Origin of the sequence: Paenibacillus sp. FSL M7-0802 (genome assembly GCF_038004945.1) — a bacterium.
Taxonomy (GTDB): domain Bacteria; phylum Bacillota; class Bacilli; order Paenibacillales; family Paenibacillaceae; genus Paenibacillus; species Paenibacillus polymyxa_B.
Window position 1 is genome coordinate 163,073 of the sequence record NZ_JBBOSD010000001.1, and the last position, 17,309, is coordinate 180,381.

General features: G+C 35.7%; 15 protein-coding genes. All 15 read left to right on the top strand.

Annotated features, from left to right (window positions below; translation table 11 throughout):
• The first annotated feature begins 9 nt into the window (after nucleotides 1-9).
• The 15 genes from MHB54_RS01045 to MHB54_RS01115 all read left to right on the top strand — a co-directional run bounded on the left by MHB54_RS01045 (nucleotide 10) and on the right by MHB54_RS01115 (nucleotide 17,272).
• Nucleotides 10-435 carry a hypothetical protein gene (locus MHB54_RS01045; RefSeq protein WP_029518064.1) on the top strand — a complete coding sequence of 142 codons (426 nt, stop codon included), beginning with the start codon at nucleotides 10-12 and terminating at the stop codon, nucleotides 433-435.
• Between the two features lies 1 nt (nucleotide 436).
• Nucleotides 437-1,633, top strand: a complete 1,197-nt coding sequence (locus MHB54_RS01050; RefSeq protein ID WP_340981315.1) for an Ig-like domain-containing protein — start codon at nucleotides 437-439, stop codon at nucleotides 1,631-1,633.
• Between the two features lie 11 nt (nucleotides 1,634-1,644).
• Nucleotides 1,645-2,154, top strand: coding sequence for a hypothetical protein (locus MHB54_RS01055; RefSeq protein ID WP_340981317.1), 510 nt, complete (start codon nucleotides 1,645-1,647; stop codon nucleotides 2,152-2,154).
• Nucleotide 2,155: 1 nt separating this feature from the next.
• A complete protein-coding gene (locus tag MHB54_RS01060; RefSeq protein WP_340981318.1) occupies nucleotides 2,156-2,632 on the top strand; it encodes a hypothetical protein in 477 nt (158 codons plus the stop codon).
• 8 nt (nucleotides 2,633-2,640) lie between these two features.
• Nucleotides 2,641-3,357, top strand: coding sequence for a hypothetical protein (locus MHB54_RS01065; protein WP_340981319.1), 717 nt, complete (start codon nucleotides 2,641-2,643; stop codon nucleotides 3,355-3,357).
• Nucleotides 3,358-3,382: 25 nt separating this feature from the next.
• A complete protein-coding gene (locus tag MHB54_RS01070) occupies nucleotides 3,383-4,180 on the top strand; it encodes a hypothetical protein (protein ID WP_340981320.1) in 798 nt (265 codons plus the stop codon).
• Nucleotides 4,181-4,238: 58 nt separating this feature from the next.
• Nucleotides 4,239-5,024: a glycosyltransferase gene (locus MHB54_RS01075; RefSeq protein WP_340981321.1), complete on the top strand. Its 786-nt coding sequence runs from the start codon at nucleotides 4,239-4,241 to the stop codon at nucleotides 5,022-5,024.
• Nucleotides 4,987-5,991 carry a glycosyltransferase family protein gene (locus MHB54_RS01080; protein ID WP_340981322.1) on the top strand — a complete coding sequence of 335 codons (1,005 nt, stop codon included), beginning with the start codon at nucleotides 4,987-4,989 and terminating at the stop codon, nucleotides 5,989-5,991. Before MHB54_RS01075 ends, MHB54_RS01080 begins: the two co-directional genes overlap by 38 nt.
• A complete protein-coding gene (locus MHB54_RS01085; RefSeq protein ID WP_340981323.1) occupies nucleotides 5,984-6,955 on the top strand; it encodes a CgeB family protein in 972 nt (323 codons plus the stop codon). The genes MHB54_RS01080 and MHB54_RS01085 overlap by 8 nt, the downstream gene beginning before the upstream one ends.
• 13 nt (nucleotides 6,956-6,968) lie before the next feature.
• Nucleotides 6,969-7,496: a hypothetical protein gene (locus MHB54_RS01090; RefSeq protein WP_340981324.1), complete on the top strand. Its 528-nt coding sequence runs from the start codon at nucleotides 6,969-6,971 to the stop codon at nucleotides 7,494-7,496.
• Nucleotides 7,453-7,881, top strand: a complete 429-nt coding sequence (locus MHB54_RS01095) for a hypothetical protein (protein ID WP_340981325.1) — start codon at nucleotides 7,453-7,455, stop codon at nucleotides 7,879-7,881. The genes MHB54_RS01090 and MHB54_RS01095 overlap by 44 nt, the downstream gene beginning before the upstream one ends.
• 40 nt (nucleotides 7,882-7,921) lie before the next feature.
• Complete coding sequence (locus MHB54_RS01100) at nucleotides 7,922-8,218, top strand: hypothetical protein (protein WP_340981326.1); 297 nt, start codon at nucleotides 7,922-7,924, stop codon at nucleotides 8,216-8,218.
• An 84-nt stretch (nucleotides 8,219-8,302) separates the two neighbouring features.
• Nucleotides 8,303-9,385, top strand: coding sequence for a tyrosine-type recombinase/integrase (locus tag MHB54_RS01105; protein WP_340981327.1), 1,083 nt, complete (start codon nucleotides 8,303-8,305; stop codon nucleotides 9,383-9,385).
• Nucleotides 9,386-9,433: 48 nt separating this feature from the next.
• The gene (locus MHB54_RS01110) at nucleotides 9,434-9,853 is read left to right on the top strand and encodes a DUF1617 family protein (protein ID WP_068940878.1); all 420 of its coding nucleotides are present in this window, start codon (nucleotides 9,434-9,436) and stop codon (nucleotides 9,851-9,853) included.
• Between the two features lie 69 nt (nucleotides 9,854-9,922).
• Nucleotides 9,923-17,272 (top strand): phage tail tape measure protein, encoded by a 7,350-nt coding sequence (locus MHB54_RS01115; RefSeq protein WP_340981328.1) that lies wholly within the window; start codon nucleotides 9,923-9,925, stop codon nucleotides 17,270-17,272.
• The last annotated feature ends 37 nt before the right edge of the window (nucleotides 17,273-17,309 follow it).

Here is a 17,309-nt window from a genome sequence, read left to right on the forward strand (position 1 = left end):
GGATTAATTATGACCCCATATTCAAAAATATTTGAGAGATTTCAAGGTAAAATTCAGGATTATACAATCGATGAAATGTTTCTAAGCTCAATTGAAGATTACGAAGACTATCTTACAGGATTTCTTAAATCAGGCTTGGTTAAGTTTAGCTACAGTAAAAGTGATCTGTTTGACAGAGATGAAGAAAATAAATACTTTGCTGCTGATTTAACCGAATTAGAGCAAGAAATACTATCACAGCTCATGCTTGGTGAATGGTTTGAAAAAGAAGTAAATAATATACTAGATATGAGATTAGCGATATCTTCGTCTGACTGGAAAAGATACAGCGAGTCTCAAAACTTTAAAGAAAAAGCTGTATTGCGAGATAAAGCCATTGAACGTGCTGATTCGCTGATGATGCAATACTATTTAAAAAATATGAGCGTAAATTAGCATGGATTACAAGGCATACAAATCATATTTGTCTAACATTAAAATAAATGTTAGAGATAGAAACTCCGTTCATTCGAAACAAGTTATGAGCTCTACATTTTCGCAATCTCCTAGTTATTTTCAAGTGAATATAAATGGAGAATCAAATCAGGAAGTTTGGATTACTGATGATGGAGATGTTCGAGAACAGAAAAATATAGTCACATTAAATTGTCCATTAAAATTGGGTGATTTGGTTATATGGAAAGATAAGACTTGGCTATGTAATCATGTTGATGATATGGATATATACCATCGTGGCGTGATTCTAATTTGTTATTCGACTCTTAAGTGGTTAGACGATCAAGGAGAAATTCAAGAAACTCCATTTTCCTTTAAATCCGATACATCTTCTAGTTTTGGTATTCAAGAGGGACGAATCTTGATGATGCCGAATGAAAGAAGACAAATAACGGTTCAAAAGAATAATCAGACCGAGAAAATAAAGAAAAATAGACGTTTTATTATTGATGGTCGTGCTTGGAAAACTGTGGGGATTAATCGTTTAATTGATGGGTTAATAAATTTGACATTAGAAGAGCAGGATTTAATCCCTGCCGACAATTTAGATTTGAGTATTGCCGATTTTATGGGCAACATTGCTGACTACCAACTGAGGGTTTTGAATGTTAAGGACATTGTTGCTATAGAAGAAAATCAGACTTTACAATTAAACGTTGAACTTACGAACAATTCAAAGGTAATAGAAGTTTATGAGCAAATTACATACTCTGTCGCTGATGAAACTATTATATCAGTCTCCCCTACGGGTTTAGTAAGTCCTTTGAAAAAGGGAACAAGTAAAATAACCATTTCATTCAGAAATATATCACAAACCATTCAAATTAATGTTACGTCCTCTACTACAAATAATTATACAGCTCAAATTATAGGCGACGACTTCATTAAATATAATATGACTAAATCCTTCACTTGCTCGTTTAAGGATAATGGAATTGATCGACAAGAAAAAGCTCGATTTTGGCTAACTGAAACAGACAGTGTAACACCTACTACTTTGGCTACCTTGATCGAACAAGATGGACAGGTTTGTAAAATTAAAGCTAACAACAAAAAAGGCAGAGTTATTTTGCATGTCGAAAACTCTACTAGATTAGCTTATACAACAAAAGCAATTGAAATTAAATCATTACTATAAGGAGTGTATCCATGCAAGCCATCATCCGTTTTGGAGAACTTAAACTTGAGCAATTTATGCAAGGAGCTACGAATAATTGGCTCATCTTCTCTCCCCTTCCCTACTCTATTCAGCACTCATCTGGGATTGATAATTCTGTAATTATCAGTGCAACACCCACAGTTGAAATCATTGATGCTGATCTGGATGTAGCCATTAACCCACAATTCAAATACGCCTATTCGATTGCTACTGATAACAAACTTAAATTGGCATTCGCTAAGGAAACATATACCGATAAAGGATCTGCACTTGAAGCACTAAAATGTATTGCTCTTACGTATGAATTGGGCAATCTTCAACCAAACGGTAACTACTACAAGGTTAAAGTTCGAAATAGTCTTGGCGAGGAAATTCACCGTACTACTCCACTTACTCTAGATCAGGTAGATAAGGTCGTCGCTACATTTGATGATACAAGGGATATGAACACCAGCGGTTTTCTGGAATATGTATTGACCAGAGATTTTATTGTGAATTAATATGTCTCGTTTCAGAGAGTTAGGTTCTATTAGAACAAAAGTCTTAGAAAAATTGATTAGCTCAGAAGAACTGTGCAAAGCCCTACATTACGACAACAGTAATTATTTAGATCGAGACAATATCGATGATCCTTCATCTCTGTTGTTTAATAAAATATACCCTTACAACCATATTCCAGAGTTATCTAGCGATGCTTCTTCATATGTCACCTTTTCATTTAAAGAATATAAACCAACAAACAATTTAGAATTTAAGTCAGCCCTACTTCATTTTCAAGTGATAGTACACAAAGATTTAATTAGAACTGACTATGAAAACTTAAGATACGATGAAATTATTGCTGCCATTGATGAACTCTTTAATGAAGAGCAAAGTTTAGGTATTGGTAAACTGGAGTTTTATCGAATGGACGAAATGTTTGTAAATACAAACTATGTTGGATATTACATCCAATATAAGTTGTATGAATTTAAGTAGGTGGTTTTTTGAATGAAATGGATTTACATTTCAAATTGTTGGGTGGCTTGCCTATCGAAATTGATCAAGCTGGAACGTTAACTATCCCTACTCTTCAAACCATAACTGAGTTAAATATGTCGATATACAATGCTTATCTGGCTGCTATGTTAATTGACAAAGAAACCATAAAAAGTGATTGGGCTAAATCACTTTCTAACTTCGACATTTTCTTTGCTTATTGCTATCAAGACGAAATATTTAAATATCACGCCTTTGCAGCCATTGAATTATTTTTTAATGAAAAAGCTATTTTACTAGAGGGTGAAGATAATGTGTTTATTGGGATTGGTCAAGGACAGATAAACCACAACAATTTTGATACTATACAAACAGTAATTAAGCTTGGGAATAACGTTGAGATACAAAATGAGCCAGAGTTTAATCCAGCAAATTCACGAGCAGCCAAAATGATAGAAGAAATGTTAAAAGAAGACGCTAAGAGACCAAAACCAAAAGAAAAAGTAGATTTGCACAGTATCGTCGCTGGTTTAGCTTGGAAAAACAATGGACTAAGCCTTTTTGATTTATTTAAGTTAAATATATATCAAATTTACAATGGATTGTATGTCACAAATAATATTGATAACTACCGTCATACCATTACCGCACTCTATGCAGGAACAATAGATGGTAAAAATATTAAATTGTCTGATATTCATTGGGCAAACAAATTAAAACAATAGCTTATACATAGGAGAGATTTATAAAATGTCAACGCCAGATATTTGGGCAATTCGAGCAGTTGCCAAAGCTACATTTTACGACCTGAAAACGGGTAAAGCAAAAGTTCAACTTAAAAATTTAAAGACCTCTGGAATTGAGAATTCCGCGGATACTGTTTATGCCCAAGGCGGTGAAGGAAACAACAAAATTGTTGGATTTTCTGGTAACAGAGGTGCAAAGGTTCCTTTGCAAGATGCGGTATTTACAAATGAAGTAATTGCGATGATGACAGGAAATGATATCCAAAAAGGTGTTGCACCAATTATTCAACGTGATGAAATTAAAATCGTTAACAATAAAGCTACACTTAACTACACTCCAGCAACTCCAGTCGAAGGATTGAATAGCATATATCTGCTTTCAAATGAAGGTGTTCACGAAAAAGAGATTGAATTCGCCGTGGGAACCTTGAGTAAAGGTACGTATTCCATTACTGGTAAAGAACTGACCTTTTCCGATGGAGAGTTTGAAGATAACACAGAAATCGTTGCATATTACAAAACTCAATCAGGCGCATCTGCGAAGACTATTACCGTCTCTTCTGATAAGTTTGCTGGAACATATAGAGTTGTACTTGATGTTATTGTTCGCGCAGTTGGAGACAAACAGGATTATGCAGCTCAGATTGATATAACAAATGCCAAGATGGAAGATGGATGGAAAATTGATATGGCTGCCGATGGTGATCCTTCGGTATTTGACATTCCACTGGAAATTCTAAAACCACAAAATAGCACACAGCTTTATACTATGACCATTTATGACGCGAATGAAATGATTTAAACAATAAAATTATAGCTGAGTCCTTCGGGGCTTGGCTATGCAATAAAAGGAGATAGTTTTGAATACACCAACAGTTACAATGGCTGCACCAATTAGAAATAGAGCTTGGATTCTTCCTTCTTATTTACAACATATTCTGGACATTGATTATCCAAAAGCAAAGATGGAATTATTATTCGTAGTAAACGATTCTGAAGATATTTCGTTGGATATTTTGAATAGTTTCAAAAAAGAAAATAAACACACATATAAGAATATACGAATTGATGTATATAATCGCAATGCTCCAGAAGACAAAAGAGATTTGAATGTAAGAAATAATTATATATATGACCACTTGAGTAAATTACGGAATTATATCATGTCAAAAGTTAAAACTGATCATCTGATGTTTATTGACACGGATATCCTCATTCAACCTGATATCATTAATAATCTACTCAAATCAGATAAGGATATTATTTCAGGTTTGATTTGGAATGGATATATTGCCAGCGCAGATAAGCCTTACCTTTATCCAAACATCATGAAGATAACTGAACGAGGAATGTACAAACATATAGTTAACAGTTACGTCAAAAATGCCCCGTCCCTCCCCTCTCCTACTCTTATGGAGGTTGATTTAACGGGAGCGGTAATTTTGCTAAGTCGTAAAGTCTACAAGTCAGTAAAATACGGATTTCATCCACAAGGCGAGGACGCATATTTTTGTAAAATGGCTCAGGACAAAGGGTTTGAGCTTTTTTGTGATTTAAGTGTGTTTTCGAATCATATTATGAGTCCAGAATATTTAAGGGAGTTCTTAAATGAAACAAAAAATAATACTTTATCCACCCACCCTTAACTGGGATTTCCTCACTCAACGACCTCAACAAATCGTAAAACAGTTTGCTAGAAGAGGTTGGACAGTGGTTTTCTGCAATAACACCCAATCAGACAAGCCACCGGAGGAAGTTGAAACCAATCTATTCGTATATCACAATTTCGAAGAAGTACTTAAACTAATTAAGCATAGAAGTATTAAAGTAGATATATTTTATTACACTTGGGCAAAATCGGCTCAATATGTCGAAGATATAAAAGCAAAGATTAATATTTATGATTCAGTTGATAGTTTTAGTGATTGGTATGAATATGAAGATGATGCCATTAAGAAAGCCGACATTGTGTTAACATCTAGTCAGTTTCTGTATGACCTTAGAAGCAAAAGCAGTGAAAGTACATATTTAGTCAGAAATGCTTGTCCAGAATCATATATAAATAAACCCTCACAAATTCCTGATGAATATAAAAAATTAAATGGCCCAATCGCCCTCTTTTCAGGTGCTATTGGCTCTTGGGTGGATACTCGTCTGATTCGTAAAGTTGCAGAGAAATATACTACTGTACTTGTGGGACAAGAGTTTGGCAAGGAATGCCCATCAAATGTTATTAAATTGGGAACCAAGGATCATGACGACCTTTACAACTATTATGCTCATGCTGATGTATGTCTCCTTCCCTTCAATACTAAATTGGAAATTACACAAGCAGCATGTGCTATTAAAATGTTCGAACATATGGCTGCGGGTAAAATCACTGTAGCTACCAAATGGATGGAAACAGAGATTTATGATGAAGCTGTTCTAGTTGCTGATAATGACGATGAATTTTTAGCCCAAGTCGACAAAGCAATCGAACTTGGAAAAATGGACACCTATAAGGATATATGCCTTAAACACGCTAAAGAAAATACATGGGAGAAACGTTCTGAACAGATGCTTAAAGCCATTAATGATTACTGTTTAAAGAGTGGTGTTATACTTGACTAAAAAATTGAAAGTGCTTTTTACAAATAATGCAGCGTTAATCAAGTATGGTATTGCTTCAGGCTTTAAAAACCTTGGATGTGACACTTATATTATGGATGGTAGGTACCAACTGTGGGATAAGTCTAAGGAAATCCAGAGTGAGTTATTCAAAGAGGTAGTTGAAAATTATAAACCCGACATTGTTTTTTCGGAATGCTTCGCGAACTTTGCTGAAGATATATTTGAGCACACTAAAGAAAAAGGCATTTTCCATGCTTATTGGGCAATCGAAGATACTCCTCATGACCACTGGATAGGCGACTACTGGTCAAACTATGCTGACCATATCTTTACCACCACCGCCGAATGTTTACCAAATTACTGGAACAAAGGTAAAAAGGCAGAGTTAATGCTATTTGGGTGTAATCCCTCTTTCCACAAGACAGTATCTACTGAGATAAGTTATGATATTTCACTAGTAGCTAATAACTACGAACGAAGATCTAAACAAACAAAAGATTTTATTGTTCCTTTAATCGAACAAGGATTTGATATGTCTGTCTACGGTAATGACTGGTGGATGGATCGAAACCGTGAGATAAATTTAGTTAGTCACCCGCATGTATATAAGGGGTACAAAGCATATGAATATCTCCCCCTACTCTACTCTTCATCTAAAATTGTCATCGGTCAAAATTTAGATGATCATTCTATTACACAAACTTCAATGAGACCCTTTGAGGCAGTAGCCATAGGTGGAGGGATATTTGTGTCCCCGTGGACTAAAGCTCAGGAATATCTATTTCATGATTTAGTCTATCTTCCTAAAACGACTGACGAAATGATTCAAATGGTCAACGAAGTTCTTAATATGACAGATAGACAGCGAAAAATCAAAGCAAAAAAAGCACAAAGATTTGTTTATAAATATCACAATTACGACATAAGAGCATCGCAAGTAGTTAATGCTTATTATTGTCGTTAAGGGAGCGAATTAGATGGCTAAGAAACTTACTGCTTCAGAGCTTGGTAAACTGAAATCAAGTCTAAATAAAAAGAAAAATGAGTACATCAAAACCAATGATGGCGAAGAATACGAAGTTGCTGTAAGCGTTGAATTCCGAGATTCTCTAATTGAGAATGTTGCTATGTCTTACATTGGCTATCTTCAAGAGTTACGCGAAACATCGAGAAATGATGAATTAGACAATGAGTTGATTAAAGGAACATTGAAGATAGTTCCTGTGCTAGCTTTTCGAGAATTCACTAATATTCCTGTTCCAAAAAAGGCAACACTGAAGGATATTATTGGGCTGTCTGAATTGCTTGCAGATAAAGGTATTATAGAGGCACTATTGAGTAAGTTTCCTGAAGGTGAATATAAAAAGATTGTCAACAAGATTGAACTGGCTGCAAAAAGTGCTAAATCAGTTGTAGGAGAAATTATGTTAGCCAACGCTTTAAATCAGGATGGTGATAAAAGTGGACTTCAACAGCCTGACGGATCTACTGAACCATCTGAATGAACAGGTTGCTGAGTCACTAGAGGTTGATGTAGGCAAAACTGTTCGAGAGACAATGAAAGAGAAGATCAAAGAAGAAGTGTATTCCGTATATACTCCTACCGTTTATCAACGCCAAGGCGAACATGGTGGATTAACTGATGACGAAAATATCGAAGTAAAAATGATTGGCAAGGATACGGTTTCTATTGAAAGTGTCCGAATGGATGATGGTAGAAATGTAAGTGAAATTGTTGAGACAGGCGAAGGATATCAGTATAGTTTCCCTTTTGCTGGAGTGGCAAGACCTTTTACCGAAGCGACCAGAGAAGAGTTGGAGAATAATGGTGCTATCGAAGCCGCTTTCTATAAGGGATTGCGTAAAAAAGGATTAGATGTACAGAAATAAAGTAAAAGAGCTATTTTATCAATTATAAGGAGTGTTGTAAGTGATTGAAATTCATGATATGGAGCGCGGTTCAGGTAAAACAACTAAAGTAATTGAATTGATGAATGAAGATTTAAATCAAATTCTAATTGTTCCTTACAAAAAAATGACTAAGTTTTACCCCCGTAACCTAAGGAATAGAATTTTCACAATTGCTGAGACGAGAGGAATCAAACTTAATAAAGTAATTTTAGATGAAGGATTTCTATACAATAAAAAAGACCTCGCAGAGATGTATTATTATTTTGGCAAATACAATGTTGATGTTATTTCTTACGGAACGTCTCTACAACAATAAAAATTTGGGGTGTGCATTTAAATGAATTTTCGTGATGAGTTTACTTAGTTACTCATTAATAATACATAAGGATTTGATGTGTGAATGAGCAAAAAAGAAGTAAAAAAGAACACTTTGCGTGAACCAGCAAAAAAGCTTGACGATGTTACCGATGAAATGTGGACGAAGGTAAACAGCGAATATAGAGAACTTGCCGAGGAGTTTCTTACTGTACAAGATTTGAGTCCAGCTTCTAAAAAGCAGTATACAAGCGTTTTAAGACAGTTTGGTTGGTATATGTATAATTCCATGAACAATAAGCAGTTTTACGAAATCAGTAAGCGAGACTTTATCCGTTATCTGAGCTATATTCGTGACAAGAGAATGATGTCTTCGTCTGCTATAGGAATGCGTAAATCTGTAGTTTCAAGTCTTTGTAATTACATTGAAAACGTAGTTGCCGAAGATGATAAAAACTATAAGTTATTTAGAAACTTTACTCGTGGCCTCCCTCCTATTCCCCGAAATCGTGTATATGAGAAAGTTAAAGTTACCAAAGACGAATTTGATATGATGATGAGCGTACTCGAAGGTGACAAAAACTGGTTAGGAATGGCTTGGTTAGCTACCGCGTTCTTGGTTGGTGCAAGACGAGCAGAAATTGTTCAATTTAAAACAGAGATATTGGACTACCCATTGATAGATGGTCAAAACTACGTTATGTCTCATGTAGTCCGAGGAAAAGGCGCTAGTTTCGACGGTAAGAAATTGGAGTACATGATTCCCCTAGAAGTTCTCCCCTACTGGAAAAAATGGATCGACGAACGAGGATATGAAAGTGAATATGTGTTCACTACTAAATATGATCATGAAATAAAAGCTATGTCTTCAGCTTGGGCAAATGATTTTTGCACCAACATCTTGTCAGATATCTTAGAACGTAGAATCAACGTGCATATATTTAAGAATTCTTGCATTACTTACCTACTTGAATCGGGTGTCCCAATGCACCTTGTCTCTAAGTATGTTGCACATCACAACGATATTTCAACAACTCAGATATATGATTTACGGGATTTTGAAGAAGAAAAGAATAAGATATTCGATGTAAATGCCACATTCACTAAGGATGAATCGCAAGAACCCGAAACAACTTCGAATGGTTCATTCGGTAAAAAGCGCAGATAAAACTATCCTTTTATCACAATTACATATCTTAATTTAAAGGGAGTCAAAATGAAACTATACAAATTTGAACTTGAAAATTTTATAGCTTATCTCGATAAACTAAAAACAGACCGAACTGATACTAGACATAGAGTTAAATTCAAAGTTTTGCTTGCTGACCATTATACAGATTTTTTAAATGATACAAATGATATTAACTTAGATTATGTGATTAAAGATGCAGAAGGCAATCCCATTGTTGAAAACGGCAAGTATATCTTCGAGAAAGACAATGAGCGAATTGATGAATTAAACAAGCTATATAATGAAAAAATCGTGATTGATGAAACAGAAGAACGAAAAGCAATGCTCCTATCTATTAAAGAGTCGGTGATCAATCGTGGCCCCACCGAGTTTACTGGTATCGAAGGAGACTGGTACGTTCGTTTCTGTGAAATTGTTGAACAAATTGAATATAAAGATGAGTAAGAAGAGATATTAAGTCTCTTCTTTTTTCTATTTTATCTAAAGTAAAAAAAGGAAGTGGCTTAAAACATAATGGCAGATATGCGTATATTAATAAGTGCTGGCTTAAATGTAGGTAAATCAATTGGGGATGTCAATGCTTCCATTAAAGCGTTGAGCAAGCATCCTTCACTTCAGAGGCTTGATCTAAAAATCAATGTTGATCAAAGTTTTGTGAAGTCAATTCAGGGATTTATTGATGCTACAAAGAAACTTAATGTAGCAATGGAGCAGCAAAATAGAGTTGTAAAAGAAACACAAGATGTGTATAAGAATTTAGACGGCACAGTAAAACAGGTTACTCAACAAGTATTAAAAAATGGCGAAGTAATCGAAAAGACTAAAACGGTTCATGATGCTAATAAAAATGCAGTAAATGCAGAATCCAAGTCTCTACAAGATCAGATTCGTACACTTAAGCAATTAGAAAAAGAACTAGAAGGCTATACCTTAGCGAAAACAAGAGCTAACAAGAATAAACTTGGTGAAACAAATAGCACAACTAATACATATAAAAATGATTCTGGACAGCAGATATCCGTAAAGTTAGATCAGCAAGGTAATGTTAAGAATTATAGCGAGATCAATGAGATTTTGAAACAGCAACAGACTGCTCTTAAGTCGGCTGAAACTATGGACAGAGCACACTATGATGCTCTGAAGTCCAATAAGCAACGTATTGAAGCTATGGATAAGTTACATTATCAAGCGCTACAAAGAAATAGAGAAATCGACAGACGAAGTCAAGAACAATCGTTGAAAGCTGCTGAATCACTGGATCGTGCTCACTATCAGGCTCTTAAGAGTAATAGTGAAAGACAAATTGCACAGGAAAAACAACATGCTCTAGCATTACAGCAAAATACTAAAAGAGATCAGCAATATGCTCAGTCTGTGGCAAATACTCAACAGAAGATTAATGATGCCAGAAGTAAATTTAGCGGAAATGCTCAAGCTCAAAATAGTTTAGCCGAATTAGAAAATAGATTAAAAGGTATACGTAATATTGGTGATTTTAAGTCTCCTCTAGGAAATCTGAACAACGATTTAAAAAGAACTGTACAAGGTTTTAATGAAGCGAGTAAAAGCTCTGAAACTTTTGGTAGTTCTATTCAAGGCATACTTAAAAGTATGATCATGTGGTCAGCAGTAACTGCTGCGATCTACGCTCCAATTAACGCTTTTAAAGAAGGCATTCAACATATCTATGAGCTAGACAAAGCAATGACCAATCTCAAAAAAGTTACAGACGAAACAAACGAAATGTACCAGCAAGTCATTTTAAATTCGTCTAAAACGGCTAATGAGATTGGTGGTTTGACTCTAGATGTAATCAACTCCACTACTGAGTGGGCTAGATTAGGTTACACTATTCAGCAATCACAGCAATTAGCCAAGCAAACATTGGTTTACCAAAATGTTGGTGATATCACAAATGCCCAAGAAGCATCTAAACAGCTTATTTCTTCTATAAAAGGCTTTGGCATTGAGGTAGACAATGAAGGCAAAAACATTCAACATGTCGTGGATGTTTATAATGAGGTTGGTAATAAATTTGCTATCTCTACCGAAGGTATTGGTCAAGCTGTACAAAGATCAGCATCCTCCCTCTCCTCTGCTGGCAATACAATAGAACAATCTGTAGCACTAATTACAGCAGCAAACAGTACAGTACAAGATCCAGCTAAAGTAGGTAATGCACTCAAAACATTGTCAATGCGTCTACGTGGTGTGGGAGAAGATGGAGAAGCAATCGATGGACTCGTTCCCAAGCTTGAGAAAAAGTTTCAATCGCTTGGATTAACCTTAAAAAAAGATGATAAAACTTTTAAGAGTACATATGAAATATTCGATGACCTGTCCAAGATATGGAAGAACCTGAGCGATATTCAACAAGCCGATGTTCTTGAATTGGTAGCTGGTAAAATGCAAGGTAATATTGCTGCTTCCATGATTAGTAACTGGAAAGATGCTCAAGCTTCTTTAGAAGCAGGTATTAATTCATTCGGCTCGGCCTCTAAGGAAAATGATACATATCTAGCATCATTGGAAGGAAGAATTCACACCTTTACCAATGCAGTCAGCGCTTTCTGGGAGCACTCAATTAGTGCTAGTTTCCTAAAGGGTGTTGTTGATTTAGGAACTACTCTTATTAACGTATTAGGTAAAGTGTCTAGCACAATTGGATTCCTTCCTACAGTTGTAGGAGCTGCTACACTAGCATTTATGCTATTTTCAAAAACTGGGCTTACTCCACTCTACACACTCTTGACTACTATTCCTTTGAAATTGAACCTATTTAAACTTGAACTGCGTTCCCTTATTGCCACCAATGGACTCGCCTCCGCTTCCCTTAAAATACTTGGAACCTCTTTTGCTGCTTTAGGAAGAACCATTGCTCCATTAGCAATTATTACGGGTGTTACTTGGGCTTTGACCGAATTGTTTTCTTGGATTACAAAATCCAACGAAGCCGCCAGAGAAGCTAGGACGATTAACTATGACACTGTAAACTCGTATAGAGAGCAAAAGAAGTCTATTGAAGATTTATCTCAAGAAATGAGTACACTCCAAGAAGCTGAAAGCAATCAAACAATCAATACAGATCAGAAAAAAAGATTATTAGAAATTCAAGTAATGTTGGTTGAGCAATATGGTGTTGCTGCTAACAAAATAAATGCTGAAGGTAAGGCTTATACTGATTCAGTAGACGCAATTAATACTCGTACTGAAGCACTACAGAAGCAAATCGAAGCGGAAAATTCGCTTAATCGATCCAAATTGGCTGGTCAAGATAATGAAAGCACAACAAAAATAAAAGATAGCAAAGAAGAAGTTGATGAGTACCAAAAGAAAATAGATACAACTAAGAAACAAATCGAATTGCTTAAAAAGGACTTAGAATCAGGAAAGTTGTCTCCTGACACTAAAATTAATACATCGGACATTCTTAAAAAATATGGCGATTTGGCTACCTCTGATTCTATTTTTGGTAAGGACTTAGATCAACTTCAGTATTCAGCAAAAGGATTGTTGGAGCAGTACAATCGGACAGACGCGGAATTGCAAGGTAAAATGTCTGAGTCCAATGGAAAATTATATGAAGCATTAAGTGGAAGAATAAAAGTTCTCCAAGATTCCACGACTCAATATATATCTGAATTGACCGACAAAGGTAAAACAGTATCTGATTCTCAGCGCGCCTTTGTTCAAGAGATGGTGAAATCCATTGCTGGTAACTCTTCGAGTCTTAATGTACAAGAAAATCAAATTCGCCAAGTAGTTGATAGTCTTAATAACAGTAATATTGAAGGCTTAATTCAAAAATATCAAAAACTAAGCGATGCCTTTAAGCTTGACCCCTCAACTCAAAATAATAATGAGATATTGAAAGTCCGCAACGATATTTCTGCGCTATTGGAAACTGTAACTAATGGCGTTCCAATGTTTGGAGATTACAAAGAATCTGTAATGGCCATGTTCCCAGCTTTTAGTATGGCAGACGTTGCCGCTCAACAATTTGCTAAAACATCGGGACAAATTGAGTCATTACAAAAGTCTCTTCAATCTGCGTATAAGGATACTAGTTCCGAGATTAAAGATTTAAACAAGGTTATGGCAGACATTAGCAAAGGTAATGCCCTTAATGCTGATCAAGTAGCTGAATTAATAGTCAAGTACCCTTCTCTTGCTGGACACATCAAAAAAGTTGCTGATGGGTGGACAATAGAGAAATCAGCAATACAAGCTTTACAAAAAGCTAAGATTACCGAAACTAAATACACTCTAGAACAAGAGAAGACAAAAACTACCCAACTGCTCCAAGCCACTCTGAATCGGTTGAAAATTTATGACATTGAAGTCAATGCCTTAGATAAAATCGCGAACAAGCAAAAGGCAATCGACGAACTTAATTCCAAAAAAATTCCCACGTCTGATGGGATGAATGTTAAAGCTCCAAGTATTCTACCGGGTTTGAATCCCATTATGGATGGCTACCTACCCAAGCTAGCCCAAGAACATAATAAGTTAATTGACGACACCAAGAGCCAAGTTGAAACAGTTTCTGATTTGTATAAACAGTTAAATGATTTAGGGAAATTGTTTGATGATCCGAATTATGGTGTTAGCACAGAATCAAAAAAGAAAAATGATCAATACAATGATTCTATGTCTCAAACAAACGAGATTTTAACTGAAACTCAGAAGAAACTTAAAGCTGTCGAAGCTGCTCAAGATGCTTTGAATAGTAAAAAGAGTCGTCTGAAAAAAGGATCTGAGGAATACGGTAAAGCTCTTAAAGAGGAAATTAAACTTCTTGAAAAGCAAGCCGCTTTGCTAACTGAAGGAATTAAAGATCCATCGAAATTGGTATCCACGAAAGTTACCACTACTACAAAAGGTGGAACTGGCTTAGACTCGATGATATCTGAAGCTCTTTCTTTGTCATCGTCTAAAACATTTAAGTATAGTCAAGCTGCTAAATCTAATGTTAGCTACGATCAATTTACAGCTACTGCTGTATCCGACTGTTCTCTGTTTGTACAGCAAATGTTCAAAGAGTTCCTTGATATTAAACTGCCTCGAACTACTCAGGAGCAAGTTAAACAAGGACAAGCCGTAACCAATAAAAAGGATTTGCAAAAAGGCGACCTTGTATTCTTTAACACTGTCAAAGGTAAAGCTAATTCACATGTTGGTGTGTATATGGGTGACGGTAACTTTATGCAGATGGGCAATTCTGGCTTAAAGCAAGGGAACCTGAACGACAAGTATTGGGCAGATAAATACAGTGGTGCTAGACGTATTCCCGGTGCAAATGCTATTCCAGAAGTTCAACCTCCCTCCACTTCCACTTCCACAAAAGTAACTGGTAAAAATGCTGACCTGATTAATAAATATGCTGGAACCAACGGTGTAGATCCTGCACTAATCAAAGCTATCATTCAACAAGAGTCAGGTAATGGCGCTAAAGGCATCAAAAATGTTATGCAGGTGAGCAGCCTTGGTAAAAACACTAGTGTTGAAAGTAGTATTAAAACTGGAACTTCAATGTTTGCTAAGTATCTCAATCAAACGGGTAATGTAGACGTTGCTTTGGCTATGTACAACATGGGGCCGGGAATACTGGACTATTTTAATAAAAACGGTGGATACAGCGTTGAGAATATGAAAAAATTCTCTGCTATGCAAAAAAGCAAGACGGGAAGCAAGGTTTATGGCGATGTCAATTATGTTGGCAACGTATTGAGATACTATGATGGTGATACCTCCTCTGTTTTAGGTGGCAAAACTAAAAACAAGTACACCCTCCCTTCTGCTTCTGATATGGATAAAGCTCAAGCTGATGCACGTGAACAAAGAACAACTACATACGACAACATTTATAAAGCAAGAATTGATTACATTGATAACTATGTAACAATCGGTCAAAACAAGCTTGATAGTTTAGATGCAGAAATAGCGAAGTCGCAAGGTAGACAAGCGAAATATGATCAAGTATCGAAAAACTGGCGTGACGAAGAATCTGCTCAGATTAAGTCATTAACTGCACAGCAAAAAGAGTTAGTTGCTCAGAATATTAATCTGGATAACTTGGTTAAGCAAAACAAGATTACATCTGGTGAGTTCGATAAGCAAAAGGCTTCAAACAGTAGCAAGTGGTGGGAGATTGAGCAGCAAAAACAGGAAAAGTATTATGCTGTTATAGTGAGCAATCTTGATGAATATGAGAAAAAGATTGATGCTGCTGCTGATAAGATATCTCTGTCTAAGGCTCGTATGGAATCGTTGGACGAAAATTCTAAGGAGTATCAGAAGGAACTTGTTACTCAGATTGGGCTGATTAATGAGCAGCGTGTTGCTACAGAAAAAGAAATTTTAGCCGTAGAGAGACAATTGAAAAATGAAAAGTTGAGTCTACAGAATAAAGAGGAATTATCTAAACGTCTACAAGATTTAACTCTGAAGAATCTTGAGTATAACAATGCTATCTACGCCATTAAATCCGATGCAGCCGATAAGATTATTGAAGCTTACAAGAAGATGGTTGAAAAGCAGAAAGATATCGCTCTCAAAGCGATTGATAAGCAAAAGGATGCGGAAGATAAGCGGCATGAACAAGTTGTTAGCAATTTAGACGACGAAGAAAAGCGTTTTGAAGACATGATCAACGCTCGATTGAAAGCATTGAGTCGTAATAATGAAGCCGATGACTATGAGACGGAACTTAAGAAAAAATTAGATGAACGCCAAAAGTTACAGGATAGATTTAATAAAGAACTGTTGGATAATTCATTTGAAGCCAAAGCTAGACGAAAAGATTTACAAGAACAAATTGATGCTAAAAATGAGGAAATTGATAAGTTCAAATTAGATCGTGAACGAGAATTACGACAAGAAAATCTACAAGATCAACTTGAAGATCGCAAAAAGTATTTAGACAAATCTAAAGACGCCGAAGATAAAACTCACGATTCTATTACGGATAATATCGAAAAAGAAAAAGAACTAACTGAGCAGAAGTACGATGACATCCTTGAAGACGAGCAGCGCTATTATAAGATGAAACAAAATCTTATGAGCGATGATAAAAGTAAAGTTAAATCTGTTATAGATGAACTCAAGGGAGAATATTTAAATTTCTTCACTTTCTTACAAGATCAATCGTTAGAAACTAGCAAGCAACTCCAAAATATGCTGGACAGTATTAGTATGGATCAAGGAAAGCTCGATGACTTTCTGAATTTAGACAGCGGAATAGGTAATGGCTCTAGCATTGGGATCGGTGACGGTAACAGTTCAGGCAAGGGAAAAGATAATAGTAATCAGAAAGCAGATTGGTCCAAATATCTATCCAATAAACAACAAGCTGAGAATATTTCAAAGCAAGTTGTCCAATTACAGCGTGAAAAGAAACCTGATACGAATAAAATAAAAAGCCTTCAAGCACAATTCCAATCGCTTAAACAACAGAACGATGCTATGCGTAGTAAGTGGGGCTTCCCAGATGGTAGTTATGACTATCTCAAAGGAATCAAGCCGTTTTCTGCTGAAACGGGCGGCATGACACCTAACAATATGGGTGCGAAAGGAAAATTTTTGTTGGCTCACGAGAAAGAATTGATCTTAAATAAAAGCGATACTTCTAATATGTTGAAGTTAGTCGATATAACTAGGGGAATCATAGATAAGATTAAAGGTGGATTTGATTTTGCAAAGGTCTCTCCTATCTCTAATTCAAATAAAAACGATACAACTACTATCACTAATTATTTGAATATTGATATGAGTTCAAGTGGAAACGCACAGACTGATAAAAAATCAATTAAAACTTTAATTGAAGGTTTTGAGCGTAATGGAGTAACCCTAAGAGTAACATAATATAAATTGTGGGGCTTATGCCCCTTCTGTTTTTGAA

What these genes read in the sequence shown, in the direction of transcription:
- MHB54_RS01045 (WP_029518064.1), top strand. Translation starts at nt 10, where the DNA reads ATGACCCCATATTCAAAAATATTTGAGAGATTTCAAGGTAAAATTCAG.
- MHB54_RS01050 (WP_340981315.1), top strand. Translation starts at nt 437, where the DNA reads ATGGATTACAAGGCATACAAATCATATTTGTCTAACATTAAAATAAAT.
- MHB54_RS01055 (WP_340981317.1), top strand. Translation starts at nt 1,645, where the DNA reads ATGCAAGCCATCATCCGTTTTGGAGAACTTAAACTTGAGCAATTTATG.
- MHB54_RS01060 (WP_340981318.1), top strand. Translation starts at nt 2,156, where the DNA reads ATGTCTCGTTTCAGAGAGTTAGGTTCTATTAGAACAAAAGTCTTAGAA.
- MHB54_RS01070 (WP_340981320.1), top strand. Translation starts at nt 3,383, where the DNA reads ATGTCAACGCCAGATATTTGGGCAATTCGAGCAGTTGCCAAAGCTACA.
- MHB54_RS01080 (WP_340981322.1), top strand. Translation starts at nt 4,987, where the DNA reads ATGAAACAAAAAATAATACTTTATCCACCCACCCTTAACTGGGATTTC.
- MHB54_RS01090 (WP_340981324.1), top strand. Translation starts at nt 6,969, where the DNA reads ATGGCTAAGAAACTTACTGCTTCAGAGCTTGGTAAACTGAAATCAAGT.
- MHB54_RS01105 (WP_340981327.1), top strand. Translation starts at nt 8,303, where the DNA reads ATGAGCAAAAAAGAAGTAAAAAAGAACACTTTGCGTGAACCAGCAAAA.
- MHB54_RS01110 (WP_068940878.1), top strand. Translation starts at nt 9,434, where the DNA reads ATGAAACTATACAAATTTGAACTTGAAAATTTTATAGCTTATCTCGAT.
- MHB54_RS01115 (WP_340981328.1), top strand. Translation starts at nt 9,923, where the DNA reads ATGGCAGATATGCGTATATTAATAAGTGCTGGCTTAAATGTAGGTAAA.